Here is a 23817-nt window from a genome sequence, read left to right as displayed (position 1 = left end):
CGCAATGCCGCGCCGCAACATGAGGCGGGAAATGCCGTGCTTGCGGGGAAAAGGCGGCCAAGCTAAGCGGGCGCCCGAGCACCCGTAGCTCAGCTGGATAGAGCGCTGCCCTCCGAAGGCAGAGGCCACAGGTTCGAATCCTGTCGGGTGCGCCATTGAGCGGGGTGAAGTCCTGCCTTCCCTGGACCGTCGGGTGAGGAGCGCAATTGCGGTGACCCCGTATAATGAGACCCGCATCAATCGGATCGGCCTAGCCGGACTATCCCTTAGCTTTTTGCTGCTGATTGTCGCATTTGGCTTCGTAATTCTCGGCTTTGCGGCCAACCAGCGGGCAAGCCAGCTCGTCGTGCATACCTACGACGTGAAGGACGTCGTGTCACACGTCGGCCGCGATCTCGAGCGGGCCGAGGCGGCACGGCGGGGGTATTTGCTGGACCCGACGCTTTACCGGCTGACGACTTTTCGAGAGACATCCGCCCGGCTGGTCCCGTCGCTCGACCAGGTCCGGTTCATGACGGCGGATAATGTCGAGCAGCGACAGCGCACCGACCGCCTGAAGGCTCTCGTCGAGGGTCATGTTGCTCACATGAGCAAGACGATGGAAATGGCTCGCGCTGGCCAGGCCGAGGAAGCCCGCCGACAATTCGACATCGATAGTGATTCCGAGTCTCTCCAGGAAATCCGCTCGATCGCCGATTCGATCGAAGACGCCGAAGACGCCCTCCTGACCCAGCGGCTAGCGGCCGAACGCCAGACGCTCAGCGCAATTCAGTGGTTGCTTGCCGGCGTCGGCCTGGCATTGCTGATCGTTTCGCTAGGCACGATGTGGATCCTGCGCCGGTTCACGCGCGATTTGCTTGCCAGCCGCGCCCGGCTTCACGTGCTCAACACCAACCTGGAGGGCGCCGTGGCCGAGCGCACCGCCGATCTCAAGCGCGCCAACGACGAGATCCAGCGCTTCGCTTACATCGTAAGCCACGACCTCAGGTCGCCGCTCGTCAACGTGATGGGTTTCACTGCCGAGCTGGAATCGGCGAACAAGGCTCTGACCGCTTTCATCGCTGACGTCGAAGAGAAGCACCCCGAACTCCTGACGAATGAAGCGCGCCTTGCGGCCAGCGAGGACCTGCCGGAGTCGATCGGTTTCATTCGGACATCGACCCAGAAAATGGATCGGCTGATCAACGCGATCCTGACGCTCTCGCGGCAGGGGCGTCGGGTTCTGACCCCGGAGCATTTGCCGATGAACATGATTGTCGGAGAGATTGCGGCAAGCCTTGCGACACTGGCGGAGGAACGCGGTGCAACGATCGAAATCGATGGCAAGCTTCCAGATCTCAGTCACGACCGGCTGGCGGTGGATCAGATCTTCCAGAACATCATCGAGAATGCGACGAAATACTCGCGCGACGATGTGCCCAATGTCATTCATGTCCGGGGCAAACGCGAAGGTAGCCGTGCGATTTTCGAAATCGAGGACAAAGGTCGCGGAATCGCGCCGGCAGATCATGAGCGGATCTTCGACCTATTCCGACGCTCAGGCGTCCAGGACCAGAAGGGCGAAGGCATTGGCCTTGCCCATGTCCGGGCTCTTGCCTATCGCCTCGGCGGAAGCGTAACGGTTCGCTCCGAAATTCACGAAGGCTCGACATTTATCGTCGATTTGCCAATCGCTTACCAAGTCGAGGGGGATGCGTGATGAACGCTCAGCAACCGGTCAACATCGTCATGATCGAGGACGACGAAGGCCATGCCCGTCTGATCGAGAAGAACATTCGCCGAGCCGGCATATCGAACGGCCTCAAGCACTTTACGGACGGGACGAGTGGCCTCGAATATCTTTTCAACGCGCCGGACGGGCCCCTTCACAACGGCCCCGCACTCGTCCTCCTCGACCTCAACCTGCCGGACATGAGCGGCACGGACATCCTCGCCAAGATCAAGGGTGACGAGCGGCTTCACCGCGTGCCCGTCGTCGTGCTCACGACGACCGATGACAAGACTGAGATCCAGCGCTGCTACGACCTTGGCTGCAACGTCTACATAACCAAACCCGTCAATTACGAAAGTTTTGCGGACGCAATCCGCCAGCTCGGCCTATTCCTGTCCGTCATCCAGCTCCCCGACGGGGAAGGTTGATGCAGCAATCGCGCCGCATCCTGTATATCGATGACGACGCCGGAATGCGACGATTGGTCGAGAAACTTCTCGGCCGCCGCGGCCACAGCGTAATCACCACTGACAGCGGGCCGTCAGGAATTGCCGAAGCAGCCAAGGGCGGGTTCGATCTCATTGCGGTCGACCATTACATGCCGGGGATGGACGGGCTCGCGACTCTGAAGGCGCTCCGCAAGATGCCCGACTGCCCTCCGGTCGTTTACGTGACGGGCTCGGAGGAGAGCGCGGTCGCCGTTGCCGCCCTCAAGGCCGGCGCATCCGACTATGTCGTGAAATCCGTCGGAGACGATTTCGTTGAGCTGCTTGAGCAGGCCTTCGCACAATCGCTCGACACCGCACGGTTGCGGCGGGACAAGGCCAGCGCCGAGGCCGATCTCGTTGCGGCCAACCAGCGCCTCGAAGCGCTGCTTCGGGAAGTGAATCATCGCGTCGCCAATTCGCTGCAGCTCGTCACGACCATGGTCGCGATGCAGGCCCGCCTGCTCAGCGACAAGGCTGCCAAGGCCGCGCTTGCCGATACCGAACGGCGTATCCAAGCCATCGCCCAGGTTCATCGCAAGCTCTATACGAGCGGTGAGGTCGAGAGCGTCGAGATGGGCGAATATCTCGCGGCGATCGTCGACGAGCTCCAGGCGACCTGGTCGACTCCGGTCGCGCCGCGAACGATCGTTCTCGAAGCGGAGGCGCTTCGCCTCCACACCGATAAGGCCGTGTCGCTTGGCGTGATCGTTACCGAACTCGTCACCAACGCCTGCAAATATGCTTATAGCGAAAAGCAGTCCGGCGAGGTCCGCGTACGATTTGCCAAGGCGGACGACCAGCGATTCCAGCTAACGGTCGAGGATGACGGTTGCGGGCTCGGAGATGGCGATCCCAAGGGAACTGGTCTTGGCACCAAGCTGATCAGCGCGATGGCACACAGCCTTTCGAGCAAGGTCGCATACGACAAGGAACATCGCGGCTGCCGTGCAGTCCTGGTTGCGCCGCTTTAGGCACGCGGCCGCGGCTTAGAATCGCCAGTTGGCGATTTCTTGCCCGGTCACCGGGTTTAGGACCGAAACCCGCTCCATTTCGACCGCGATCAGGCACGACGGACGCGTATTGACGCTGTCGGCGCGACACAATGTCGGCGACCGCCTGCCAGGAACGTTCGCGATCCGCCCCTCGAAGCCGAGTTGCAGACCTCCTGCGGGGACTTCTTCTGGCTCCATGCTCACGACCACTTCCAACGGGCGGCCGCGGCGCTGGCGGCTTCGATTGCTGTCTTTGCCGAGAAATTGCGCGAGACCGACCGTCGATTCGGCTTCGATGGGGTCCGGCAGATTCTCAACTCCCGCTTTAGCATCATCCGATTCCGCATCTGCCGGTCGTACTGGGCAACTTTCGCTGCTCGTCCAGGGCCGCGGCAACCAATAACCCTCGACAACGAAATCGTCTTCCTTGGGCAAGGCCGAGGCGATCCAGTCTTTTTCATTCCAGTCGAGCGGCGACACTCGGACACGCAACGCCTTGCTGGCTCTGTCGTAGCTCCATCCCGTATTGAACTTCGCATTGCCCGGTCCGCCGCATCCGAAAGGAATGCGAATCGAGAATCGACGGCCCGCGCTCGATTTTGCGGCCGAAGGCCCGCCAGCGAATGCATCAGCGGCGGATGCGGCGATAGCGATGAGGTCAGCGCGGCCTAGAACCGGGTCCGGCACGATTGCCGGGGCTAGCCTAGATTTCGTGACGACAGGCGGTTGCGGCGGAGGTTCGGGCTGGGCGCCCCGACCTACCAAATAACCGACGCCTGCAAGGGATGTGGCAACGACCGCTGCTGCGGCCCAATCGCGTACTCGGGAGCCTTTTGGAGACCTGTCCATTCTTCCCGTTAGCATATCGGGATCGGGGCTCCACCTTTGCCATCAATGTCAACATGAATGCTGATCAGGTCGTCACGCTGGCTGTGCTAGCCGCTGTGGTGGCAGCGCTCATCTGGGACAAGCTTCGTGCCGACGTTGTCGCGCTCACTGGCGCCGCGATCCTCCTGATGAGCGGCGCAGTGCGGCCCTCCGAAGTGCAGGGCGCCTTCGCCAGCCCGGCCATCATCGCCCTCGCCTCCCTGTTCGTCATTGCCTATGCGATGGAGCTCACGGGACTACTCGACAAGGCGATCCTGACTCTCGTTCGGCTTTGCGAACGAATCGGCGCCGCCGGCCTGTGGATCATGATCGGCTTTGCCGGTTGCGCTTCGGCCTTCCTCAACAACACGCCCATCGTCGTGCTCGGCGCGCCAGTGGTCAAAGATGTTGCGGAGAAGTTGAAGCTAAGCCCCCAGCGCTACCTTCTTCCGCTGTCCTATGTCGCGGTAATGGGCGGATGCCTAACGCTGATCGGAACGTCGACCAACCTGCTGGTCAACGACATGGCGCGCGTTTCCGGCCAGCCGGCGTTCGGCCTGTTCGAAATCACGCCTGTCGGACTGGCGATCGCCCTTGCCGGCAGCCTTTACCTGTTCCTGTTCAGCGGTCCGATGATCGAGCGCGGGCGCGGCGCCCGGGACGCGCACAAGCCGCCCCCATTTCCGATGCCCGACTATCACGACATCGATCTATCCGGAGGCCAAATTGGGACCGCCGACAAATTCTCCGAACATCGCCCGTTCCAGCGTGGCAAAGCGCTGATTTCAGTCGCGGTCTTCATCGGCGCAATCGCGATTGCGGCACTTGGCGTCGCACCAATCGCGGCCTCGGCATTCGCCGGCGCCGTGCTCCTCATCCTGCTCCGGGTCCTCACGCCGGACGAAGCCTATGGCGGCCTTCGTCCCGAAATCCTTATGCTCATTGCCGGAATGGTCGTGGTTGGAGTCGCCATGGAGCAAAGCGGCCTTGCCGAGGACATGTCCAATTTGCTGATCGGAAGCGTCGAAGGGGTCGGCCCGCTTGCCGCGTTGATCATCCTTTACGGCGCCACGCTCGTTCTGACCGAACTTCTGTCAAACGCGACCGTCGCGGTCCTCATAACGCCAATCGCCGTGGCCCTGGCGGAGAGCCTGGGCGTAAGCCCACGTCCCTTCCTTGTCGCGGTGATGATGGCGGGAAGCGCGGCATTTGCGACGCCGTTCGGCTATCAGACCAATGTCATAGTCTACCAGATTGGTGGGTATAGCTATATGGACTTCGTCCGCGTCGGCCTACCGCTGAATCTGATCACGATGACCGTCGGAGTCGCGGCCATCACGATGGTCTTTCCTTTCTAGGACCAGCCTTCGATCACTTCGACGAACCGGGTCAGCCACGCATTGGTCTGATGACCGTCCACGACGCGATGATCGATGGTCAGCGTCACGTACGCCATCGGCTTTATAAGAATAGCGTCCTGCCCACCGATTTCTCTGACGACGACGCGCTTTTCCAGCTTGCCGATGCCGAGGATCGCCGCCTGGCCGGAATGAAGGATGATCGGCGCCGCGAGCAAGCTCCCCGAGACACCATGGTTGGAGATGGTGAAGCTTCCGCCGGAAACGTCTGCAGCAGCGAGCTGGCCGTTCCGGGCACGCGCAGTAAGGTCCTCCAGTTTTCGGCCAATGTCCTCTAGACTTAATGAGCCCGCGTCCTTGACGACCGGGACGACAAGGCCCTTCTCGCCAAGCGCCGTTCCCACGCCGATGTTGATCGTTGGGGAGACCGCGATCCGGTCTTCTTCCCAGCGGCCATTGATCGCCGGCGCGACACACATCGCTTCGGCAGCGGCCTTGACGATATACGCCGTGTAGCTGAGCTTAACCCCCTTCTCGGCCATTGCCTTCTTGTGTGCGGCGATGGCGCTGAAGTCGGCCTCGAACAGAGCTGTGACATGCGGCGCGTCGCTGACCGCACGCACCATGTTCTCGGCGATCTTGAGCCGCATCCGGTCGTGCGCAATGTCGCCACCGACGAAGGCAGACCCTTGGCGCGGCGCGGGCTTGGCACCCGACGCGACATATCGGTCGACGTCGTCGCGAGTGATCCGCCCGTCACGGCCGGTGCCGCTTATACCTGCCGGGTCGAGCCCGTGCTGGAGGATCGCGCGCTTGACCGACGGCGATAACCGCAACTCGCGCGTGGAGCTGGAATCGAGCATCGGAGCCTGAACCTGTGCCGGAGCGGGCGCTGGCTTGGATTCGGCAATGGATTGCGATGCGCCGTGGGGATCAATCCTGGCAAGAAGTGCGCCTGGCTCGGCCGTATCATCGGTATCCAACAGGATTTCGCTCAGCACGCCAGAAGCAGGCGATGGCACTTCCTGCGTGACCTTGTCGGTTTCCAGCTCGACAAGTGGATCATTGACGGCGACCGCCTCGCCGACCTTCTTCAGCCAGGCGCGGACGACCGCCTTCGTGCCTTCCTGCTCATCGGGGACGCGAACGTCGATCATCTCAGAACCCTATCAACCGATCGATCTCTGCGCGGATATCGGCAGTCGATGGGACAGCCCATTCCAGCAGCTTCGGGTGATGCGGACTGGGGATATCGGGCATCGTCACCCGCGCGACCGGTGCATCGAGGTCGAGGAATGCCTCGTCGGCGACGACGGCGGCGATTTCCGCTCCGAAACCGCCGGTGCGCAAATCCTCGTGCACGATCAGGCAGCGGCGCGTTCGTTTAACGCTGTCCAGTACCATCTCCCGGTCCCAAGGGTTCAGTGTGCGCAGGTCGATCACGTCGGCGGATGTGCCTTCCGCCGCGGATTCACAACGGGGAACCATCGCGCCCCAGGTGACGATCGTGATCCTGTCGCCTTCGCGGGTTTTCTTCGCCCGTCCAAAGGGAAGCACATAGGAATCGCCTGGCCACGGTCGCCTCGCCCAACTGTCATCGAGCATGGCGCGATGCTCGAAGAAGATCACCGGGTCGTTACCGCGGAGGCCTGCTCGAAGTAGCCCGACGGCATCTTCGGCATTGGAAGGCACGGCCACTCTCCAGCCGGGGTTATGGACGAACTGAACCTCGTTTGTCTGGCTGTGCCATGGATCCCCGCATTTGAAGAATCCGCCCGGAATGCGAAGTACCATCGGCGCCGCGAAGCGGTTGGCGGTGCGCCAGCGCATTGTCCCGCAATCGTTGATCTGCTCGGTTGCAGGCTCGGCATATTTACGGAACTGAATCTCTGGGACCGGTAGCAGGCCGGCGAGCGCCATGCCCACGGCTCGGCCCACAATGCCTTCCTCGTTGAGCGACGTGTCGAACACGCGCTCCACGCCATATTTGTCCTGCAATCCAAGCGTGACCGCGTGGACTCCGCCTTTGGGCCCGACATCCTCTCCGAACACGCACATTTTCGGATTGGCTTCGAGTTCCTGATCGAGCACGCGGCGGATGGCCGTGACCATGTTGATCCGCTGCCCATCCGGCCGCGGTTGGTCTGCCGTGCCTTCAAGGCTGAGCCCCGCGCGGCCGCCGACCTCGGCATGTCTGCCCTCGAAATAAACGTGATCGGTTACCCGGTCCGGCGAGGAAACGCCCCTCGCCTCGGCCCGCTTGCGCGCATCCTCAACGTCGGCCTCGACCGAGGCCGCGATCCGGCCCCAATCGAGATTGTGGCTGAACGCTTTCAGCTTCGGCAACGGGTCGCGCGCCCACTCCGCCTCGATTTCCTGAGCCGATTTGTAGGCCTGTGTGTCCTGCGCGCTATGACCTTCGAGACGCGGCACGGTCAGCCGGATCAGCGCCGGTCCTTTCCGCTCGCGAACATGGCCGACTGCTTCGCCGATCAGTTTCCCCGCTTCCGCGGGTTCCGTGCCGTCCCCGTTCCAGATGGTCAGGCCTTTGAAAGCGGCCAGATTAGCGGCAATGTCGCGACCCGGCGTCTGGTAATCAGATGTCACAGAAATGCCGTAGCCGTTATCTTCCACGTAAAATAGCAGAGGCAACTGTTGTGTAGTTGCAATTGTTAGCGCGGACCAAAATCCGCCTGTCGCACAGCTGGCGTCTCCGCCGAGCACCACCGCTATCGCGCCTTCGTCCCTCTCGCCTAGAACCTTGGCTTTGTAAGCGATCGCCTGCGCCCAGCCTGCCGCGGGCGTATATTGCGCGCCCACTCCGCCGCACATTGGTAAGGCATGGGCTCCACCGGGATTGGGGTAGTTGAATACGACGCCGATATCGCGGCCGTCCGAATATCCGCCTTCGCGGCCCATACCGCTGCCAAGGGCATCCGCCAGATCGACCCCGAGCGCGAGCAACATCGGCCGTGAACGGTAATAGCCACACGCCGCGTCACCGTCGCGCAAGTGCAGGCCCAGGATGACCTGCGCCATGTCGTGGCCGCGTGCTGAAAATTGGTAGAGCACCTTCTTTTCGGGGACGAGGACTTGCTCTTCGAGCTCGTCCATCGCCCGGCTGGTCAGCACCAACCTCGCTACCTCTTGCCAATCGATCGTAAAATGAGGGTCTGCGGCGACCTTCTTCTCACGCTCCGCCACCAGCGTCATCCGATTACCGCGACGATCGCTTGCGTGAAGCGATCCACCGCGTCGTCTGCCATGCCGAGGACGTTGAACCGTCCGCTGTCCGCCATGTAAATCCCGTGATCCTCGCGCAGCTTCAGCACCTGATCTCGCGAAATCGGGAGCATCGAGAACATGCCCTTCTGTTCGCCGATATAGGCCAGTCCAGGATGTGCCGCGGAAATGGCGGAACGAATGCGCTTTATCCGGGCCCGCATTTCGCCAAGCTCGGCAAGCCAGTCGGCTTTCAGGGCGGGATCCTGAAGGACGACACGCACTGCCGCTGCGCCGTGATCGGGCGGCATAGACCACATCTCGCGTGCAATCTGCAGGACATGGGCCATGGCTCGCGCCGTAGACTCAGCCGACGCGGTCTTGATGAACAGGGTCCCGACGCGGTCGCGATAAACACCGAAATTCTTGTCGCAGCTCTGCGCAACGAGAACCTCGTCGCAGGCGTCGAGGATGCGGCGCAGGCCCGCCGCGTCCTCGTCGAGCCCGTCGCCGAGCCCCTGGTAGGCAATGTCGACCACCGGAAGCAGGTTGCGCTCGACTACGACCCGCGTGACTTCGGCCCATTGCGCAGCGCTCAAATCCGCTCCGGTCGGATTGTGGCAGCAGCCATGAAGAAGGGCAATGTCGCCGGCGCGCGCACTCGACAACGCCTTCATCATCGCGTCGAATCGGATGCTCCGCGCTTCGCGATCGTAATAGGGATAGGCGTGTAATTCGAGGCCGACACCGGTGACTATCGGCTCATGGTTGGGCCAGGTCGGAACTCCGACCAGCACCCGAGCCTGAGGATTGGCCGCGTTTATGAGCTTGAACGCCAGGCTCAGCGCGCCGCAGCCCCCAGGGGTCTGAAGTCCATCGATGCGCGGGTCCCCTGCATGAGGGCCAAGCAGGAACTGGCCGATCAGCTTCGGGAATTCTACGTCGCCGCGCCCGCCGAGATACGACTTGCTTTCCTGCCGCTCCCACAACAACTTTTCTGCCACTTTCACCGCGCGTAAAATCGGCGTCGCTCCGGTCCCGTCTTTGTAGACCCCAACACCGACGTCGATCTTGTCTTCACGAGGATCGGAATTGGCCAAGGCGATCAGCGCAAGAAGGCTGTCGCTCTTGATGTCCTCAAGGTCGCTTAGGCGTGGATGGCTCGAAGTCGTCAGCATGGGACGGCTCTAGCCGCAATCGCAAGCACAGGCAAAATGACCTCAGCTGTCGTAATCGACGGCCACGCCTTCGCCGCAGGGCACCGACTGGCAGGTCAGCACATATCCCTCGGCGACTTCCTCGTCAGTAAGCCCGTATTGAACCGCCATTTCGACCTTGCCGCCGGTCAGCTTGGCCCGGCACGTCGCGCACACGCCGGCCTTGCAGGCGAACGGTGCGGGCATGCCGGCTTTCCGCACGGAATCGAGAATGTTGGAGCCGTCGAATGCGATCTTGCGCGTGCGCCCATCAAGCGTGACCGCGATCTGCAGCCCGGCCGCCTGCTGCTGGACCTTGGCGATTTGGGCCGCCTCACCGGCCGAGGGACGCTCCGCAGTGAATCGCTCGATGTGAATTCGCTCCTTGGCGACGCCCTTTCCGAGTAGCACCTGTTCGGCGGCGTCCATCATCGGTCCGGGGCCGCAGATGAACCACTCGTCGACCGCTTCCGCCTCGTCGACCAGGTGTTCCACCGCTTCCCCACAGCGCTCGGCATCGAGCATGCCGTTGAACAGCGGCAGGTCCCCTCTTCCTCCGCCAGGAAATGAAACAGTTCTAGGCGGCCGAGATAGCGGTCCTTGAGGTCGGCCAATGCTTCGAGGAAGATGATCGAGCGGCTGTCGCGGTTGCCGTAGAAGAGCGTGAAGCGGCTGTCCGGTTCGACGCTCAGCGCGGTTTTGATCAGCGACATAATCGGAGTGATCCCCGACCCGCCGGCGAACGCAACGTAATGCTTCCTTTGATCCGGGGAGAAAGGAACCGTGAAGCTCCCATGCGGCGGCATGACGGCGACGCGATCACCGGCTTTCAGATTGTCGCCCGCCCAGTTCGAAAAAACGCCGCCGGCGATACGCTTGACGGTGACCATCAGCTCGCCCTCGTCCGGTGAAGTGCAAAGCGAATAGTTGCGCCGCACCTCCTCGCCGTCGACGATCGCCATTAACGTCAAATGCTGCCCGGCCTTGAACTGGAACTGGTCCTGCAGTTCGTACGGAACTGCAAAGCGAATCGACAAAGCCTCGTCGGTTTCGGGGACGACTTCCGCGACCGTAAGGGCATGAAAATGCTCGGCCATTACCAGCTGGCGCCCGGATAGGTTCGGGGCAGATATTGCATGACCGCCAGCAGGTGACCGAGATGCTCGCTATGGTGACCGCGACGGCCGCCCAGGATCGGCCGCTCGTCGGCAGGCACGGCGAGCTTGGCCTGCTGTAGCACGTCGCCGATCGCCGCCCGATATTCGCGCTCGAAGCTGCGCGGGTCGGGAACGGTCTGGAACGCGATCATCTCTTCCAGGCAGGCGTCGACCTCGAACAGTTCCGGCACGAAACGCCAGCACCAGTCGAGCCCGTCGGCCATCCGCCGCGCGCTTTCCTCGGTACCGTCGCCGAGGCGAATCACCCAGTCGCCGGCAAGCTCGCGGTGATAGGCGACTTCCTTGACCGCCTTCTGAGCGATCGCGCGGAGGAACGGGTCCGGGCTTTCGCTGAGTTCCCGATAGAGAATGTGCTGCCAGGTCGAGAAGAGGAATTGCCGGGCCATCGTCTGGGCGAAATCGCCATTCGGCTGCTCGACCAGGAGGCAATTCTTGAAATCCAGCACGTCGCGCTTGAAAGCCAGCTCATCGCCATCGCCGTTGTTGGCCTTTTCGAAAATGTGCGTGGCCTGGCCAATCAGGTCGAGCGCCATGTTGGCAAGGCTGAGATCGACTTCCACCGAGGGCGCATGACCGCACCATTCGCTCAGCCGCTGGCCGAGGATCAGCGAGTCGTCGCCAAGGCGGAGCAGATAGTCGTAGTAATTGTCTTCAAGCGGGTCGGCGACGAGCTCGGCCGCTTCGTCGAACGCGCCATGGTCGGGCGCGCGGCGCGCGACGGCCTCGTCTTCTGGGCGGATTGGGGGAAGGCTGGGCATGAACGGATCAGATATGCTTCACGTCGTCGGGGATGTCGTAGAAGGTCGGGTGACGATAGACCTTGTCTTCCGCAGGCTCGAAGATCGGCCCTTTGTCGGCGGGGTCGCTGGCGACAATGTCTGTCGACCGAACGACCCACAGACTCACCCCTTCCATCCGCCGCGTATAGGTATCGCGGGCGTGGGCCAGCGCGAGCTTCGGGTCAGGAGCATGAATGCTGCCGACATGGCGATGGCTAAGCCCGCCCTTCGAGCGGACGAACACTTCCCAAAGCGGCCAGTCATGACCGGACATCCTTCTTCCCCTGCTTTGTTAATGCGTCAGGCCGCGGCGCGGGCGCGCTGTTTCTGATCGTATGCGGCGGCAGCGTCGCGAACCCATGCATTATTTTCCCATGCCTCGCGGCGCGCCTTCATCCGCTCCTTCGCGACCGGACCCTCACCGCGCACAACCGCGTAGAACTCTTCCCAGTCGATCTCGCCGAAATCGTAGCCGCCCTTTGCCTCGTTCCAGGCCAGATCCTCGTCCGGCACCTTGAGGCCGATGAATTCCGCCTGCGGGACCGTGATGTCGACGAATTTCTGCCGAAGCTCGTCGTTGGTCTCGCGCTTGATCCGCCAGCGCATCGACCGCTCGGTGTTCGGGCTATTTTCGTCAGGAGGGCCGAACATCATCAGGCTCGGCCACCACCAGCGGTTGAGCGCATCCTGAGCCATGCGCTTTTGCTGGGGCGATCCGCCGGCAAGCGCCATCATCGCCTCATAGCCCTGCCGCTGGTGAAAGCTTTCTTCCTTGCAAACGCGGACCATCGCCCGGGCATAAGGTCCATAACTGGTGCGCTGCAGCGGCACCTGGTTCATGATCGCCGCGCCATCGACCAGCCAGCCGATCGCCGCGATATCCGCCCAGGTCAGCGTCGGATAATTGAAGATCGTCGAATATTTGGCCTTGCCGCTGTGGAGCGCCTCGATCATCTCCTCCCGGCTCGTCCCCAGCGTCTCTGCCGCGCAATAGAGATAGAGGCCATGCCCCGCCTCGTCCTGGACCTTGGCAAGCAGGATCGCCTTTCGGCGCAAGCTTGGCGCCCGCGTGATCCAATTGCCCTCGGCAGCATGCCGACGATCTCGCTGTGTGCGTGCTGCGAGATCTGCCGCACCAAGGTCTTGCGATAGGCTTCCGGCATCCAGTCCTTGGGCTCGATGAATTCGTCCGCCGCGACGCGTGCCTCGAACGCTTCCAGCAGCGCCGGGTCCTCCGCGATTTCAATCGACTTGACGTTCTTCTGAAGCTCGGTCGTGTACATGAGACTTCCCTAGCCATTTCGCTTGCGCACTTCAAACGCGCGAGCAGCGCGGGTAGAGCCGCGCCATGGCCTACGAAACGATTATCGCCGAGCGCAGCCGGCACATTGCAACGATCACGCTCAATCGCCCCGACCGGCTCAACAGCTTCACGCGGGCGATGCACGCCGAGCTTCGCGACGCCCTCGGAAGTCTCGGTGACGCCCGCGTTCTCGTCCTGACCGGAGCGGGCCGTGGTTTCTGCGCCGGCCAGGACCTCAACGATCGCGCCGTCGCACCGGGGGAAGCGGTCGATCTTGGCGAGACGGTCGAAGAGTGCTGGAACCCCCTGGTCCGGACGCTTGCCGAACTTCCGCAGCCGGTCATCGCCAAGGTCAACGGGGTTGCCGCAGGCGCCGGGGCGAGCCTCGCGATGGCCTGCGATATCGTCATCGCCGCCTCCACCGCAAAGTTCATTCAAAGCTTCTCTGCTTTGGGACTGGTGCCGGATACCGGCGGAAGCTGGCATCTCACCCGCCATCTCGGCCAGGCGCGGGCGATGGGGCTGGCGCTGACCGGCGAGCCGCTCGATGCCCGAAGGCCGAAGAATGGGGCCTCATCTGGAAATGCGTCGGAGGCGAGTGGCTCGACGAGGAAACGAACAAGCTCGCCGCCAAGCTGGCGTCCCTCCCGCCCTTGGGCTCGCCGCAATCAAGAAGATCATCCGCACCAGCTGGGACCGATCGCTCAACGAAGAACTCGATTTGCAGCGGGACGAGATGCGCCGCCTCGGCTTCACCGCGGATTATCGTGAGGGCGTGGCCGCCTTCCTGGAGAAACGCCCGGCGACTTTCACCGGCCGATGATCATATCCGCTGCCCACAAGTTCATCTTCGCGGCTGTTCCGAAAACCGGGACTCACGCCGTCCGCCAGGCTCTGCGCGAGCATCTCGGACCCGACGATCTCGAACAGGTCGGCCTATTCGTCACCAAGCGCTTCCCGATGCCGGAACTGGCCCAGATTGGGCACGGCCACATCACGCTCGCCGAGGTGAAACCGCACCTCCCGGCGGAGGACTTCGACCGCTTTTTCAAGTTCGGGTTCGTCCGCAACCCGTTCGACCGCTTCATTTCCTTTTGCGCATTCATGACTCGTCAGCACGGCTATTTCGACCGGGAGCCCCAGCGCGTCATGCACCATTTCCTGTTCGTTGAGCCGCCCGCGAACAAGATCCATTATCAACCGCAGCACATCTTCTTCAGCGGTGAGGGGGACGCGTTGCTCTCTGACTATGTCGGCCGGGTCGAAGAGATGCAGTCGAGCTATGACGAAGCGTGCCGCCGGATCGGAATCCCCTCGCGGCCACTGGACCGGGTGAACACCTCGCGCCGAGGCGACTATCGCCAATATTACACTCCGGAGCTTCGCGATGCGGTGGCGAAGCTTTATGCTCGCGACCTGGAGCTGTTCGGTTATGACTTCTGAGATCCGGCCCAACCCGCGCAAGACGACATCCGTCCGCACGCTCGGCACCGTGGACATCGTCGCCCTTCGAGAAGCCGTTCTGGCGATACCCGAAGCTCTGTGGGATGCCGAAAACGCCGGAAAACCGAACCGCTTCCAGGCACTCGACGCCACCCGCCATATCCTTTTCCGTTTCCCGGAACGCCTTTCCGACTGGCGTACCGGTCGAGACCGGCCGCTAATGGAGGAGTGGCGTCCGCTATTAGAGCCCGTTCTCACCTCGGCTACCGCCAACTACGGCTATGCGCGAGGCGATTACCCGCGGATCATGCTTGCCAACATGTCGCCCGGAGGGATCATTCACCCTCACCGCGACACGAATGCGTCCGCCAAATGGCCGCACAAGATCCATGTGCCGCTGACCACCAATGAAAAGGTCACCTTCTTTGTCGGAGGCGAGGGCTACCATTTTGCCGAAGGCGAGGCGGTTGAGGTCAATAACATGGGCCTTCATGCCGTCGCCAACGAGGGCGAGACGCCCAGAATTCACCTCATCTTCGAATATTACGATATCGACCAGCCGGAGCCCGCGTGGCTTGCGGAAGTACTCGAACAGGCCCGCCTTCGCCAGCAGACGGTAGCGACCCGGTAAACGCGAATTTAATTGCATAGGCGGACGGATAAGCAGATAACCCGTCGCCACAGGGGGCCATGTCTATGACTGAGGCCGTTACGGCGCCGACCGGTCGGCGCCTGGAGTCGTTGGACTTCATTCGCGGGTGCGCGTTGTTCGGCATTCTCATCATGAACATCGTCGGCATGGGCCTCGGCCCGGCCTATGACAATCCGACTGTGCTGGGCGGGGACAAAGGCATCGACCTTTGGACCTGGTTCGCCGTCAATGTGACGTTCGAGGGCACTCAGCGCGGCCTGTTCTCCATTCTTTTCGGCGCCGGTGTGATCCTTTTCACCAGCCGGCCCGATTCTACAGACGCGTATTTCCGCCGAAATCTCTGGCTGATCGCCTTCGGGCTTTTCAACGCCTGGGTGCTTTTGTGGAGCGGAGACATCCTCTATTTCTACGGGCTAACCGCCCTTTTCCTCTTCGCTTTCAGACACCTCTCCGGGAAGAAGTTACTCGCCATCGGGATCGCCAGCTTCGTCCTTGGTGCCGCTTGGAGCGGGCTCGACACCCGAAATCTTCTGAACTTACACACCCGCGCCGTGGCCGCCGAGCAAGTGCCAGCCGCCAAGCGCACGGAAGAACAGAAGAAGGTGATCGAGCAGTGGAAGGAGGAAGCGCGCGGCGCTCCCAAACCCGCCGCCGTCCAGAAAATGAAGCAGCAGGTTACTGCGGGCTATTTCAGTGCGCTCGAAGCACGCGCCCCGCGCATCGCCGAGGCGCAGAGCTGGTGGGCTTACCGCTACTTCTTTGACATCTTCGGGATGATGATGATGGGCATGGCCCTGTTCAAGCTCGGCGTGCTGACGCTGGAGGCAAAAACCCGCACCTATCTGGCAATGATGGCCGGCGGTTACGCGATTGGGGTCCCGCTCAATCTCTATGAAGCAAATTGGATCATGAGCCACGGCTTCTCCGGGCTCGCCTATCACCAGGCCAACATTACTTACGACTTCTCTCGACTTGCCCAGACGATCGGTCACTTGGGCCTGCTAGGCCTTTTCCTTAAGTCGGGAATCCTGCCTTGGCTCCGCCAGTCGATGGCGGCCGTCGGCCGGATGGCGCTGACCAACTATCTGACGCACTCGCTGGTCGCGCTGATCATCTTCGTGTTTCTAGGTTATTGGGGCGCGCTCGCTCGGCATCAGCTTTACTACATCGTCTTCGCAGTATGGGCTGCGCAGCTGGTCATCAGTCCAATCTGGCTCAGGAATTTTCACTTTGGCCCGGTCGAATGGCTGTGGCGTTATCTGACTTACGGCAATGCTCCGCCGTTCCGTAAAGTGCGGCCGACAATACCGGTCGGAGCGCTCGCGGCGTAAAACTTCGTCGCTCAATCCGTGACAATCGTTCAAGGACCTCTAAAATACGGCGTCCTTGTAAGAGAGTACTAAGATGTCCCGCGCCGATGATCTTGCCCGGCATTCAACCCTCGCCGACGCGCACCTGGCGGCGATCGTCGAATCCTCGTCGGACGCTATCATCTCCAAGGATCTGAACGGAATAGTCCAGAGCTGGAACCGTGCAGCAGAGCGTATCTTCGGTTGGACCGCCGAAGAGATGATTGGTCAATCGATCCGCCGCATCATCCCCGCGGACCGCCAGAAAGAAGAGGATTCTATCCTATCCCGCGTTCGCACCGGTGAGCTCGTCCCCAAGTTCAACACCGTCCGCATTCGCAAGGACGGCGCCATCGTCCTGGTCGCCATCACCGTATCCCCCATAATGGCAGCGGACGGGACGATCATTGGCGCATCAAAGATCGCACACGACATCAGCGAACAGGCGGCGATTCAGCAGAATCTCGAGATCAGCGAGCTTCGATTCCGGGCGCTTGCCGACAACATCCCGCAGCTCGCCTGGATGGCGCACGCCGACGGACACCTCTTCTGGTATAACCAGCGCTGGTACGATTACACCGGCACCGACTTCCAGCAGATGGAAGGTTGGGGCTGGTCGAGGGTTCACCACCCCGAACATCTTGAGCGCGTTACCGAGAAATGGACGCAGGAGCTTGCCCGCGGCGAGGGCTGGGAAGACGTCTTCCCGCTTCGTGACAAAGATGGTCAGTACCGCTGGTTCCTGTCGCGGGCACAGCCGATCCGAGATGCTGCCGGCGATGTCACGATGTGGTTCGGCACCAACACCGACATCACGCAGCAGCGAGAACATGAGGAACAGATCGAGCTCCTCATGGGGGAGGTCAGCCACCGCTCGAAAAACATGCTGGCGATCGTCCAGTCGATACTTCACCGGACAGCGGCGGATGTCGCGCCGGAGTTCGTGGCCGGCTTCGAAAAGAGGATTGCCGCCCTTGCCGCCAACCAGGATATGCTCATTCACCGCGGATGGAGCGGCGCGACGATGAGCGAGATCGTCTATTCCCAGCTGCAGCCTGTGGGCGAGCTCGTCGGGAAGAGGATCAGTCTGGTTGGCCCGGAAGACCTTGTCATTCGGCCGCGTGCCGCTGAAGCGCTTGGCCTTGCGGTGCACGAGCTTCTGACGAATGCCATCAAATATGGGGCGCTCTCCAATGACGAGGGCGAAGTTCGCGTAAACTGGCAAGCCGATGCGTCCGCCGAACAGCCTGTCTTCGAGGTGACCTGGCAAGAGAGTGGCGGTCCCCCAGTGACTTCGCCAAGCCGCTCCGGCTTCGGAAGCATCCTCATCGAGCGCAATGTCCGCGCCGCCCTCGCTGCCAAGGTCGACATCGATTACGCGCCCGGCGGTCTGGTTTGGAAAGTCGTCGCGCCCTTCGACAAGGTCGTCGCGCCCTAAGCTCCATTGCCGGGGGATGCGGCGCGCCCTATAGCGCGGCCTTCATTCCATCAGGCAGGAAACCGACCGCCCCATGTCCCGTCGCCGCCAGATCTACGAAGGCAAGGCCAAGATCCTTTACGAAGGCCCGGAGCCGGGAACGCTGATCCAGTATTTCAAGGACGACGCGACGGCTTTCAACGCTCAAAAGCGCGGGACGATCGCCGGCAAGGGCGTAATCAACAATCGCATCTCGGAGCTGATCTTCACCTCGCTCGGCGGGATCGGGGTTCCGACCCACTTTATCCGGCGCCTTAACATGCGCGAGCAGCTTGTCCGGCAGGTCGAGATCGTCCCGATCGAGGTGGTTGTCCGCAACGTCGCGGCCGGCTCCCTCTCGAAGCGCCTCGGCATCGAAGAGGGCACGCAGCTTCCGCGGACGATCATCGAATATTATTACAAGGACGACAGCCTGGGCGACCCGATGATCGCCGACGAGCATATCGCCTGCTTTGGGTGGGCGACCCAGGACGAGATGAACGACATTGCCGACATGGCGATCCGCGTGAACGACTTTATGTGCGGCCTGTTCGCAGCGATCGGCATCCGGCTGGTCGACTTCAAGCTGGAGTTCGGACGGGTCTGGGACGGGGACTATTCGCGCGTCATCCTGGCCGATGAGATCTCCCCGGACGGCTGCCGACTGTGGGACATGAAGTCGAACGAAAAGCTGGACAAGGATCGCTTCCGCCAGGACCTCGGCAAGGTCGAGGAGGCCTACCAGGAAGTCGCACGCCGGCTCGGCCTGCTTCCCGAAGAGGGCGATGACAGCGCCGTCCTCGATCTCGACAGCCACCGGAAAAAGCGGGGCAAGTAAGCCGTGGCCCTGCCAAGGGCTCGCGTCGTCACATTGAACGCCGCGCTTGGTCCGCTCGACTATCGAGTCCCAGACGGGATGAATGCCGGACCGGGTAGCGTCGTCGTCGCGCCGCTCGGCCCGCGTCTGCTCGTCGGAGTGGTTTGGGAGCCGGAGCGGCTGCAGACCGGAGAAGTTGGCGACAATCGACTTCGCCCGCTCGCCGGACTGGTCGACGTCCCGCCGATCCCGGCCGCGCTTCGACGCCTCGCCGAGTGGACCGCCGATTATTACCTCTCCCCTCTCGCCAGTGTCTTGCGAATGGTGCTGCCGTCATCCTCCGCGCTCGCGGGACCAAGGACCTTGACCGAGTACGGCCCAACCGGGATTCGGCCCGAGCGCCTGACTCCGCAGCGCGAGCAAGCGCTCGAGCGGATCGAAGGCCGCCAGGGAACGATCCGCGAGCTCGCCGCCCACGCCGAGGTCAGCGATGCCGTGATGCGCGGCCTCGTGAACGCGGGGGCACTCGAAAGACTGGAGGTGGATGCCGACCGGCCCTTCCCCCGCCCCGATCCCGATTTCGCGCCGCCGGTCCTGAACGACGAGCAGCGCGACGCTTCCGACAGTCTCACAGCATCCATCGGCAAAGGCTTCGATCCGGTTTTGCTCGACGGCGTCACCGGCTCCGGCAAGACGGAAGTCTATTTCGAGGCTGTCGCCGAAGCCGTACGCCAAGGTCGCCAGGTGCTCGTTCTGCTCCCGGAGATTGCCCTTACGGAGCCATTCCTCACGCGCTTCACCGCGCGCTTTGGTTGCGAGCCGGTCGCCTGGCACAGCGATCTGCGATCTTCCCAGCGCCGGCGCGCCTGGCGAGCCATCGCCTCGGGCGAAGCGAAGGTAGTGGTCGGAGCCCGTTCGAGCCTGTTCCTGCCCTATCCCAACCTCGGCCTTATCGTGGTGGACGAAGCCCATGAGCCGAGCTTCAAGCAGGAAGACGGCGTACAATATCATGCCCGCGACGTAGCCGTGATGCGCGGCCATTTCGAGGAGATCCCGGTCATCCTCGCATCCGCGACCCCGGCAATCGAAACCCGCCACATGGTCGAGATCGGCCGCTATCGCGAGGTTACGCTCGGCCGCCGCTACGCAGGAGCCACGCTCCCCGAAATTCGGACGATCGACCTGACGCAGGACCCGCCGCCGCGCGGCCGTTGGCTGGCTCCCAGTCTCGTTGCCGAGCTCGAGGCCAATCTTGAAGCGGGCGAGCAGAGCCTGCTGTTCCTCAACCGCCGCGGCTTCGCTCCGCTCACCCTGTGCCGCCATTGCGGGCATCGTTTCCAATGCCCGAATTGTACGGCGTGGATGGTCGAGCATCGGCTGATGCACCGCTTGGCGTGCCACCATTGCGGTCACGTCATGCCGCCGCCGGCGCAATGCCCGGAATGCGGGGAGGCGGACTCGCTCGTAGCCTGCGGTCCCGGCGTTGAACGGATCGCCGATGAAGTAGCGGCGCTGTTCCCCGATGCGCGCACCGCGATCGTCACCAGCGACACGATCTGGTCGCCGGCGCGTGCGGCGGAGTTCGTGCGTGCGATGGATGAAGGCGAGATCGACATCGTTATCGGTACCCAACTGGTCACGAAGGGCTATCACTTCCCGAACCTGACGCTGGTCGGCGTGGTCGACGCCGATCTCGGGCTGCAGGGCGGCGACCTCCGCGCCGCGGAGCGTAGCTTCCAGCAGATTAGCCAGGTCGCCGGCCGCGCCGGGCGTGGCGAAAAACCGGGGCGGGTGCTTGTCCAAACCCACGATCCGGACGCCCCGGTTATTGCCGCGCTGGCAAGTGGCGACGGGCCCGGCTTCTATTCAGCCGAGACCGAAGCGCGGCGCGAGGCGGCGATGCCGCCATTTGGGAGGCTGGCCGCAATTGTGGTGTCGTCCGAAGACTCGGCGGAGGCGGAGGGCGTTGCCCGGCGAATCAGTCAGGCGGCGCCGCGCGTCGAGGGCATGGCGGTCTACGGCCCCGCCCCTGCGCCGCTGGCAATGCTTCGCGGCCGCATTCGGCAGCGGATCCTGGTTCATGCGGAGCGAAAGCTGGACGTTCAGGACGTCATTCGCGATTGGCTCGGTGCGATCGAGTGGGGACCGAAGGTCCGCGTGGCAGTGGACGTCGACCCTTACAGCTTCCTCTAGGCGAACGCTTCCGCGATTTGCCCTTCGCTAAGGCCGAAATCGGCGGCGCGGTAGCGATGCCTGCGATGACCGACAGAGCGATCGAGGAAACGGCTCATTCTTCGCTCGACAGGTCCTTCCAGCGGTCGACCCAACAGGGCGTAGATCCTGGCCATCGAACTTCGCCAGTCGTGCGAAACCTCCTCGTAATCGAGCTCGACCCGAGGGGTGTCGGGAAGGCGGCGCAGAGTGTCTTCCATCCGTTCCGAGCGAAGCCTTGTCTTGCGCAGCCATTCGCGGCCGACCTCTTCCCTCGTGACGCTGTCGGACAACAACCTGGCGTGGTGCCAGGCCAAGCTTGCCGACGATGCCACCACCTCGGCGGGGTCGCGCCTCAGGACAACCAGCCTAGCGTCGGGAAACGCTTCGAGCACTGCGTCGAGATCCTGGGCGAATTGCGGGGCTTTAAGGAGCCAGGTGCGACACGAATCCGCCCCATCCGCGTAGGCATGAAGCTGAAGCAGGTTTCGATATTCCCGATAGGCGTCGGTAGGGTCCGCGCTTTCGACAAACGTCGCAAAAGACGGGATTCGGCATTGGCCTTCAAACTGTGCGCCCCATATCGAAAAGGCCTGCAGACCGAAGTCTTCTTCCGGCTGGTTGGGTCCAGTCGGATGGACCGATGCCAAGGCGGGATCGATAGCGCGAAGCAAGGCCCCGGCGAGTACCGCGCGGGTCGAACGCGGATCGATTGAGCCGAGAGGCGGGACAGGGTCGAGCTGGTGGTAGAATCGATTGACCGCGAAATGAGGATCGCAGGCGAGGAGCCTGTGGATTCGAGTTGTACCGGATCGCATCTGGCCGACGATTATCAGGGGCTGAGCGACTGGCGTCGCGGCAATTTGAGGATGTGCTCTACGCCATCGGCCAGCGCGTGCCCGGGCCGCTACCAGCTTGACGAGCTGTCCGTAGGCGACCGTGTGGCCGAAGCTGTTGAGATCTGCTTCCAATCGAAGCGACCGGCACAGGATGTTGAGCCGCTCACGCCACTCCCCGTCTTGTGGGCGGCCCCAGCCGCGGCTGGCGGCCGCCTCGACGATGGCGTCCGTTTCAAGGACAGGCCGCGTCGCAACTCCCCGCTTCCAAGCCCATTCCAGCGCCCGGGATAATCGGCCGACCAATCGCGGCCTGTCATCTTGCAAAGCCTCCATGCAGGACTGGGCTAACCCACCGCGCCCCCGATTGAAACTGCCGCGGCCTTTGCTAATCCTTGGCTCTCAGGGAGTTATTCACATGTTGCGTATTATCCTGACAGCCGCAGTCGCAGTCCTATCTCTGTCCCCCGCCTCGGCCGCCTGGCACAAAGCGTCGTCCCGCCATTTCATCATTTATTCGGAAGAGGAACCTGAGAATCTCAGGGCCTTTGCCAACAAGCTCGAGCGATTTGATTCTGCTGTTCGGGTATTACGCAAGATGAAAGATCCGCCGGTTGGGGACGGAAACCGCCTGACGGTATTCGTCGTCCGAAACAATGTGCAGGTCGAAAAACTGAAGCGTGGCGGAGGTAGGAATGTTGCCGGCTTCTACCTGCCCCGCGTGAGCGGTTCGATAGCAGTGGTTCCACGCGCGACCAATGGCAGTCTGCAGCCGGACGTCGTGTTTCAACACGAATATGCCCACCATTTGATGTTCGCTGACCTGGCGACACCGATTCCCAGATGGTTGGTCGAGGGTTTCGCCGAATTCTATTCCACCGCGAACATCGAACCCGATGGTTCGGTCGGCATTGGGGAAGCGGCCGCTCACCGGAAAGGGACTTTCAGGCATAAGATCGCGACAATGCCGTTGACGAGCTTGCTAAGTGGCGAGATCGGCGGCGGCTTCGATCAGATGGCATTCTACGCCCAGGGCTGGCTGCTTACCCATTATCTGACCTTCGAACCGAAGCGACGGGGGCAACTCGAAATTTATCTTGCGGAGTTTGCGCGCGGACGGTCATCTATTGATGCGGCGCGGATCGCCTTTGGCAATCTTCGAGATCTCGAACAAGATCTCACGCACTACCTGCGCGACGAGAAGTTTCCGTATCTCAACCTGCCAGCAAGCGAGATCAAAGCTTCCGAGGTCCAAATCGAACGTCTTGGCGAGGGCGCTAACGCGGCGATGCCCCTTTACATGCGCCTTCAAAGCCGCACGGAAGGCAGTGCCGCCGACAATGCCGCTGCTGCACGGGCGCTAGCCGCGGTGCATCCAGACGACCCGCTCGTCATGATGACCCTTGCCGAGGCGGAATGGGACGCGCGAAACTTCAAGGCTGCGGAGGCCGCCGCCGACAAGGCTATCGCGCTCCAGCCTCAGTCCGCCGAGGCTCACATATGGAAAGGGCGAGCGCTGTTGTCCCAGGCCGAGGCCGGTTCAACAGGCGTGTCCTTCGCGAATGCCCGTGGCTGGTTCAATCGTGCGAACCGGCTCGATCCTGAAAATCCCGAGCCGCTCTTTTATTATTACCGCACCTTCACTGGCAGCGGCGCACGGCCCACGGCCAACGCTATCGCAGCACTGCATTACTCGGCAGAACTCGCACCGCACGACTTGGGACTAAGACTTCAGTCGGCGCGCCAGTATCTCGTCGACGGCAAGGTTGGCCAAGCCCGCCGCATGCTGATTCCGGTCGCCTATAGTCCGCACGGCGGCAAGCTGGCCGACGAAGCGCAGGAATTGCTGCAGCGTATCGGTACAGCCAGTGGCCAAAACTGAGGCTCTTGCAATAATTTCAATTTAAAACAGGACTTTGCAGGAAGAATGACGAGCGCTACTCTCCTGCAACTATTCGG

General features: G+C 62.2%; 21 protein-coding genes, 1 tRNA gene and 1 pseudogene. 13 read left to right on the top strand and 10 right to left on the bottom strand.

All coding sequences use genetic code 11. The features are described 5' to 3' along the window. Positions 1–78 precede the first annotated feature (78 nt). From G7076_RS03165 to G7076_RS03150, 4 genes are all read left to right on the top strand, one after another. A tRNA-Arg gene (locus G7076_RS03165) sits at positions 79–155 on the top strand. Between the two features lie 56 nt (positions 156–211). Continuing rightward, positions 212–1699: a sensor histidine kinase gene (locus tag G7076_RS03160; protein WP_240913855.1), complete on the top strand. Its 1488-nt coding sequence runs from the start codon at positions 212–214 to the stop codon at positions 1697–1699. Further along, positions 1699–2139, top strand: coding sequence for a response regulator (locus tag G7076_RS03155; protein WP_166200354.1), 441 nt, complete (start codon positions 1699–1701; stop codon positions 2137–2139). The genes G7076_RS03160 and G7076_RS03155 overlap by 1 nt, the downstream gene beginning before the upstream one ends. Continuing rightward, entirely contained in the window at positions 2139–3170 is a 1032-nt protein-coding gene (locus G7076_RS03150) for a response regulator (protein ID WP_166200352.1), read from the top strand. Before G7076_RS03155 ends, G7076_RS03150 begins: the two co-directional genes overlap by 1 nt. Before the next feature lie 15 nt (positions 3171–3185). Here the strand turns inward: G7076_RS03150 and G7076_RS03145 are convergent, their stop codons facing one another. After that, positions 3186–3671, bottom strand: coding sequence for a hypothetical protein (locus tag G7076_RS03145; RefSeq protein ID WP_166200350.1), 486 nt, complete (start codon positions 3669–3671; stop codon positions 3186–3188). 422 nt (positions 3672–4093) lie between these two features. Between G7076_RS03145 and G7076_RS03140 the strand changes: the two genes are divergently transcribed. Continuing rightward, complete coding sequence (locus G7076_RS03140; RefSeq protein ID WP_166200348.1) at positions 4094–5416, top strand: SLC13 family permease; 1323 nt, start codon at positions 4094–4096, stop codon at positions 5414–5416. Here G7076_RS03140 and G7076_RS03135 read toward each other — a convergent pair. The 8 genes and pseudogenes from G7076_RS03135 to paaA all read right to left on the bottom strand — a co-directional run bounded on the left by G7076_RS03135 (position 5413) and on the right by paaA (position 12954). Further along, the gene (locus G7076_RS03135; RefSeq protein WP_166200346.1) at positions 5413–6573 is read right to left on the bottom strand and encodes a 2-oxo acid dehydrogenase subunit E2; all 1161 of its coding nucleotides are present in this window, start codon (positions 6571–6573) and stop codon (positions 5413–5415) included. The two genes, G7076_RS03140 and G7076_RS03135, sit on opposite strands and share 4 nt — an antisense overlap. Position 6574: 1 nt before the next feature. After that, positions 6575–8629, bottom strand: coding sequence for a transketolase C-terminal domain-containing protein (locus G7076_RS03130; RefSeq protein ID WP_166200344.1), 2055 nt, complete (start codon positions 8627–8629; stop codon positions 6575–6577). After that, positions 8626–9816, bottom strand: coding sequence for an amino acid aminotransferase (locus G7076_RS03125; protein ID WP_166200342.1), 1191 nt, complete (start codon positions 9814–9816; stop codon positions 8626–8628). Before G7076_RS03125 ends, G7076_RS03130 begins: the two co-directional genes overlap by 4 nt. 42 nt (positions 9817–9858) lie before the next feature. Further along, on the bottom strand, positions 9859–10329 hold the full coding sequence (locus G7076_RS12345) for a 2Fe-2S iron-sulfur cluster-binding protein (RefSeq protein WP_240913854.1): 471 nt from the start codon (positions 10327–10329) through the stop codon (positions 9859–9861). After that, positions 10263–10931 carry an FAD-binding oxidoreductase gene (locus G7076_RS12340; protein ID WP_240913853.1) on the bottom strand — a complete coding sequence of 223 codons (669 nt, stop codon included), beginning with the start codon at positions 10929–10931 and terminating at the stop codon, positions 10263–10265. The genes G7076_RS12345 and G7076_RS12340 overlap by 67 nt, the downstream gene beginning before the upstream one ends. Continuing rightward, positions 10931–11770 (bottom strand): 1,2-phenylacetyl-CoA epoxidase subunit PaaC, encoded by an 840-nt coding sequence (paaC, locus tag G7076_RS03115; RefSeq protein ID WP_166200340.1) that lies wholly within the window; start codon positions 11768–11770, stop codon positions 10931–10933. Before paaC ends, G7076_RS12340 begins: the two co-directional genes overlap by 1 nt. Positions 11771–11777: 7 nt before the next feature. Beyond that, positions 11778–12065, bottom strand: coding sequence for a 1,2-phenylacetyl-CoA epoxidase subunit PaaB (gene paaB / locus G7076_RS03110; protein WP_166200338.1), 288 nt, complete (start codon positions 12063–12065; stop codon positions 11778–11780). Positions 12066–12091: 26 nt separating this feature from the next. Beyond that, positions 12092–12954, bottom strand: a pseudogene (gene paaA, locus G7076_RS03105) (1,2-phenylacetyl-CoA epoxidase subunit PaaA). A 185-nt stretch (positions 12955–13139) separates the two neighbouring features. Here paaA and G7076_RS03100 point away from each other — a divergent pair. The 7 genes from G7076_RS03100 to G7076_RS03070 all read left to right on the top strand — a co-directional run bounded on the left by G7076_RS03100 (position 13140) and on the right by G7076_RS03070 (position 21004). After that, the gene (locus G7076_RS03100) at positions 13140–13865 is read left to right on the top strand and encodes an enoyl-CoA hydratase-related protein (RefSeq protein WP_240913852.1); all 726 of its coding nucleotides are present in this window, start codon (positions 13140–13142) and stop codon (positions 13863–13865) included. A 48-nt stretch (positions 13866–13913) separates the two neighbouring features. Continuing rightward, positions 13914–14537, top strand: a complete 624-nt coding sequence (locus G7076_RS03095) for a sulfotransferase family 2 domain-containing protein (protein ID WP_166200336.1) — start codon at positions 13914–13916, stop codon at positions 14535–14537. Next, positions 14527–15168, top strand: coding sequence for an aspartyl/asparaginyl beta-hydroxylase domain-containing protein (locus tag G7076_RS03090; protein ID WP_166200334.1), 642 nt, complete (start codon positions 14527–14529; stop codon positions 15166–15168). Before G7076_RS03095 ends, G7076_RS03090 begins: the two co-directional genes overlap by 11 nt. A gap of 59 nt (positions 15169–15227) precedes the next feature. Next, positions 15228–16520 carry a DUF418 domain-containing protein gene (locus tag G7076_RS03085; RefSeq protein WP_166200332.1) on the top strand — a complete coding sequence of 431 codons (1293 nt, stop codon included), beginning with the start codon at positions 15228–15230 and terminating at the stop codon, positions 16518–16520. A 73-nt stretch (positions 16521–16593) separates the two neighbouring features. After that, positions 16594–17976, top strand: a complete 1383-nt coding sequence (locus tag G7076_RS03080) for a PAS domain S-box protein (RefSeq protein WP_166200330.1) — start codon at positions 16594–16596, stop codon at positions 17974–17976. Between the two features lie 73 nt (positions 17977–18049). Then, entirely contained in the window at positions 18050–18832 is a 783-nt protein-coding gene (purC, locus tag G7076_RS03075; protein WP_166200328.1) for a phosphoribosylaminoimidazolesuccinocarboxamide synthase, read from the top strand. A gap of 9 nt (positions 18833–18841) precedes the next feature. Further along, positions 18842–21004 (top strand): primosomal protein N', encoded by a 2163-nt coding sequence (locus tag G7076_RS03070; protein ID WP_166203311.1) that lies wholly within the window; start codon positions 18842–18844, stop codon positions 21002–21004. Here the strand turns inward: G7076_RS03070 and G7076_RS03065 are convergent. Next, complete coding sequence (locus tag G7076_RS03065) at positions 21001–22185, bottom strand: sulfotransferase (RefSeq protein ID WP_166200326.1); 1185 nt, start codon at positions 22183–22185, stop codon at positions 21001–21003. The two genes, G7076_RS03070 and G7076_RS03065, sit on opposite strands and share 4 nt — an antisense overlap. Positions 22186–22276: 91 nt before the next feature. On the opposite strand from G7076_RS03065, the gene G7076_RS03060 reads away from it, so the two are divergent. Beyond that, positions 22277–23740, top strand: a complete 1464-nt coding sequence (locus G7076_RS03060; protein WP_166200324.1) for a hypothetical protein — start codon at positions 22277–22279, stop codon at positions 23738–23740. Positions 23741–23817: the final 77 nt, after the last annotated feature.

It is taken from the genome of Sphingomonas sp. HDW15A (genome assembly GCF_011301715.1).
Lineage (GTDB): Bacteria > Pseudomonadota > Alphaproteobacteria > Sphingomonadales > Sphingomonadaceae > Sphingomicrobium.
This window is presented reverse-complemented; position numbering and strand designations above follow the sequence as displayed.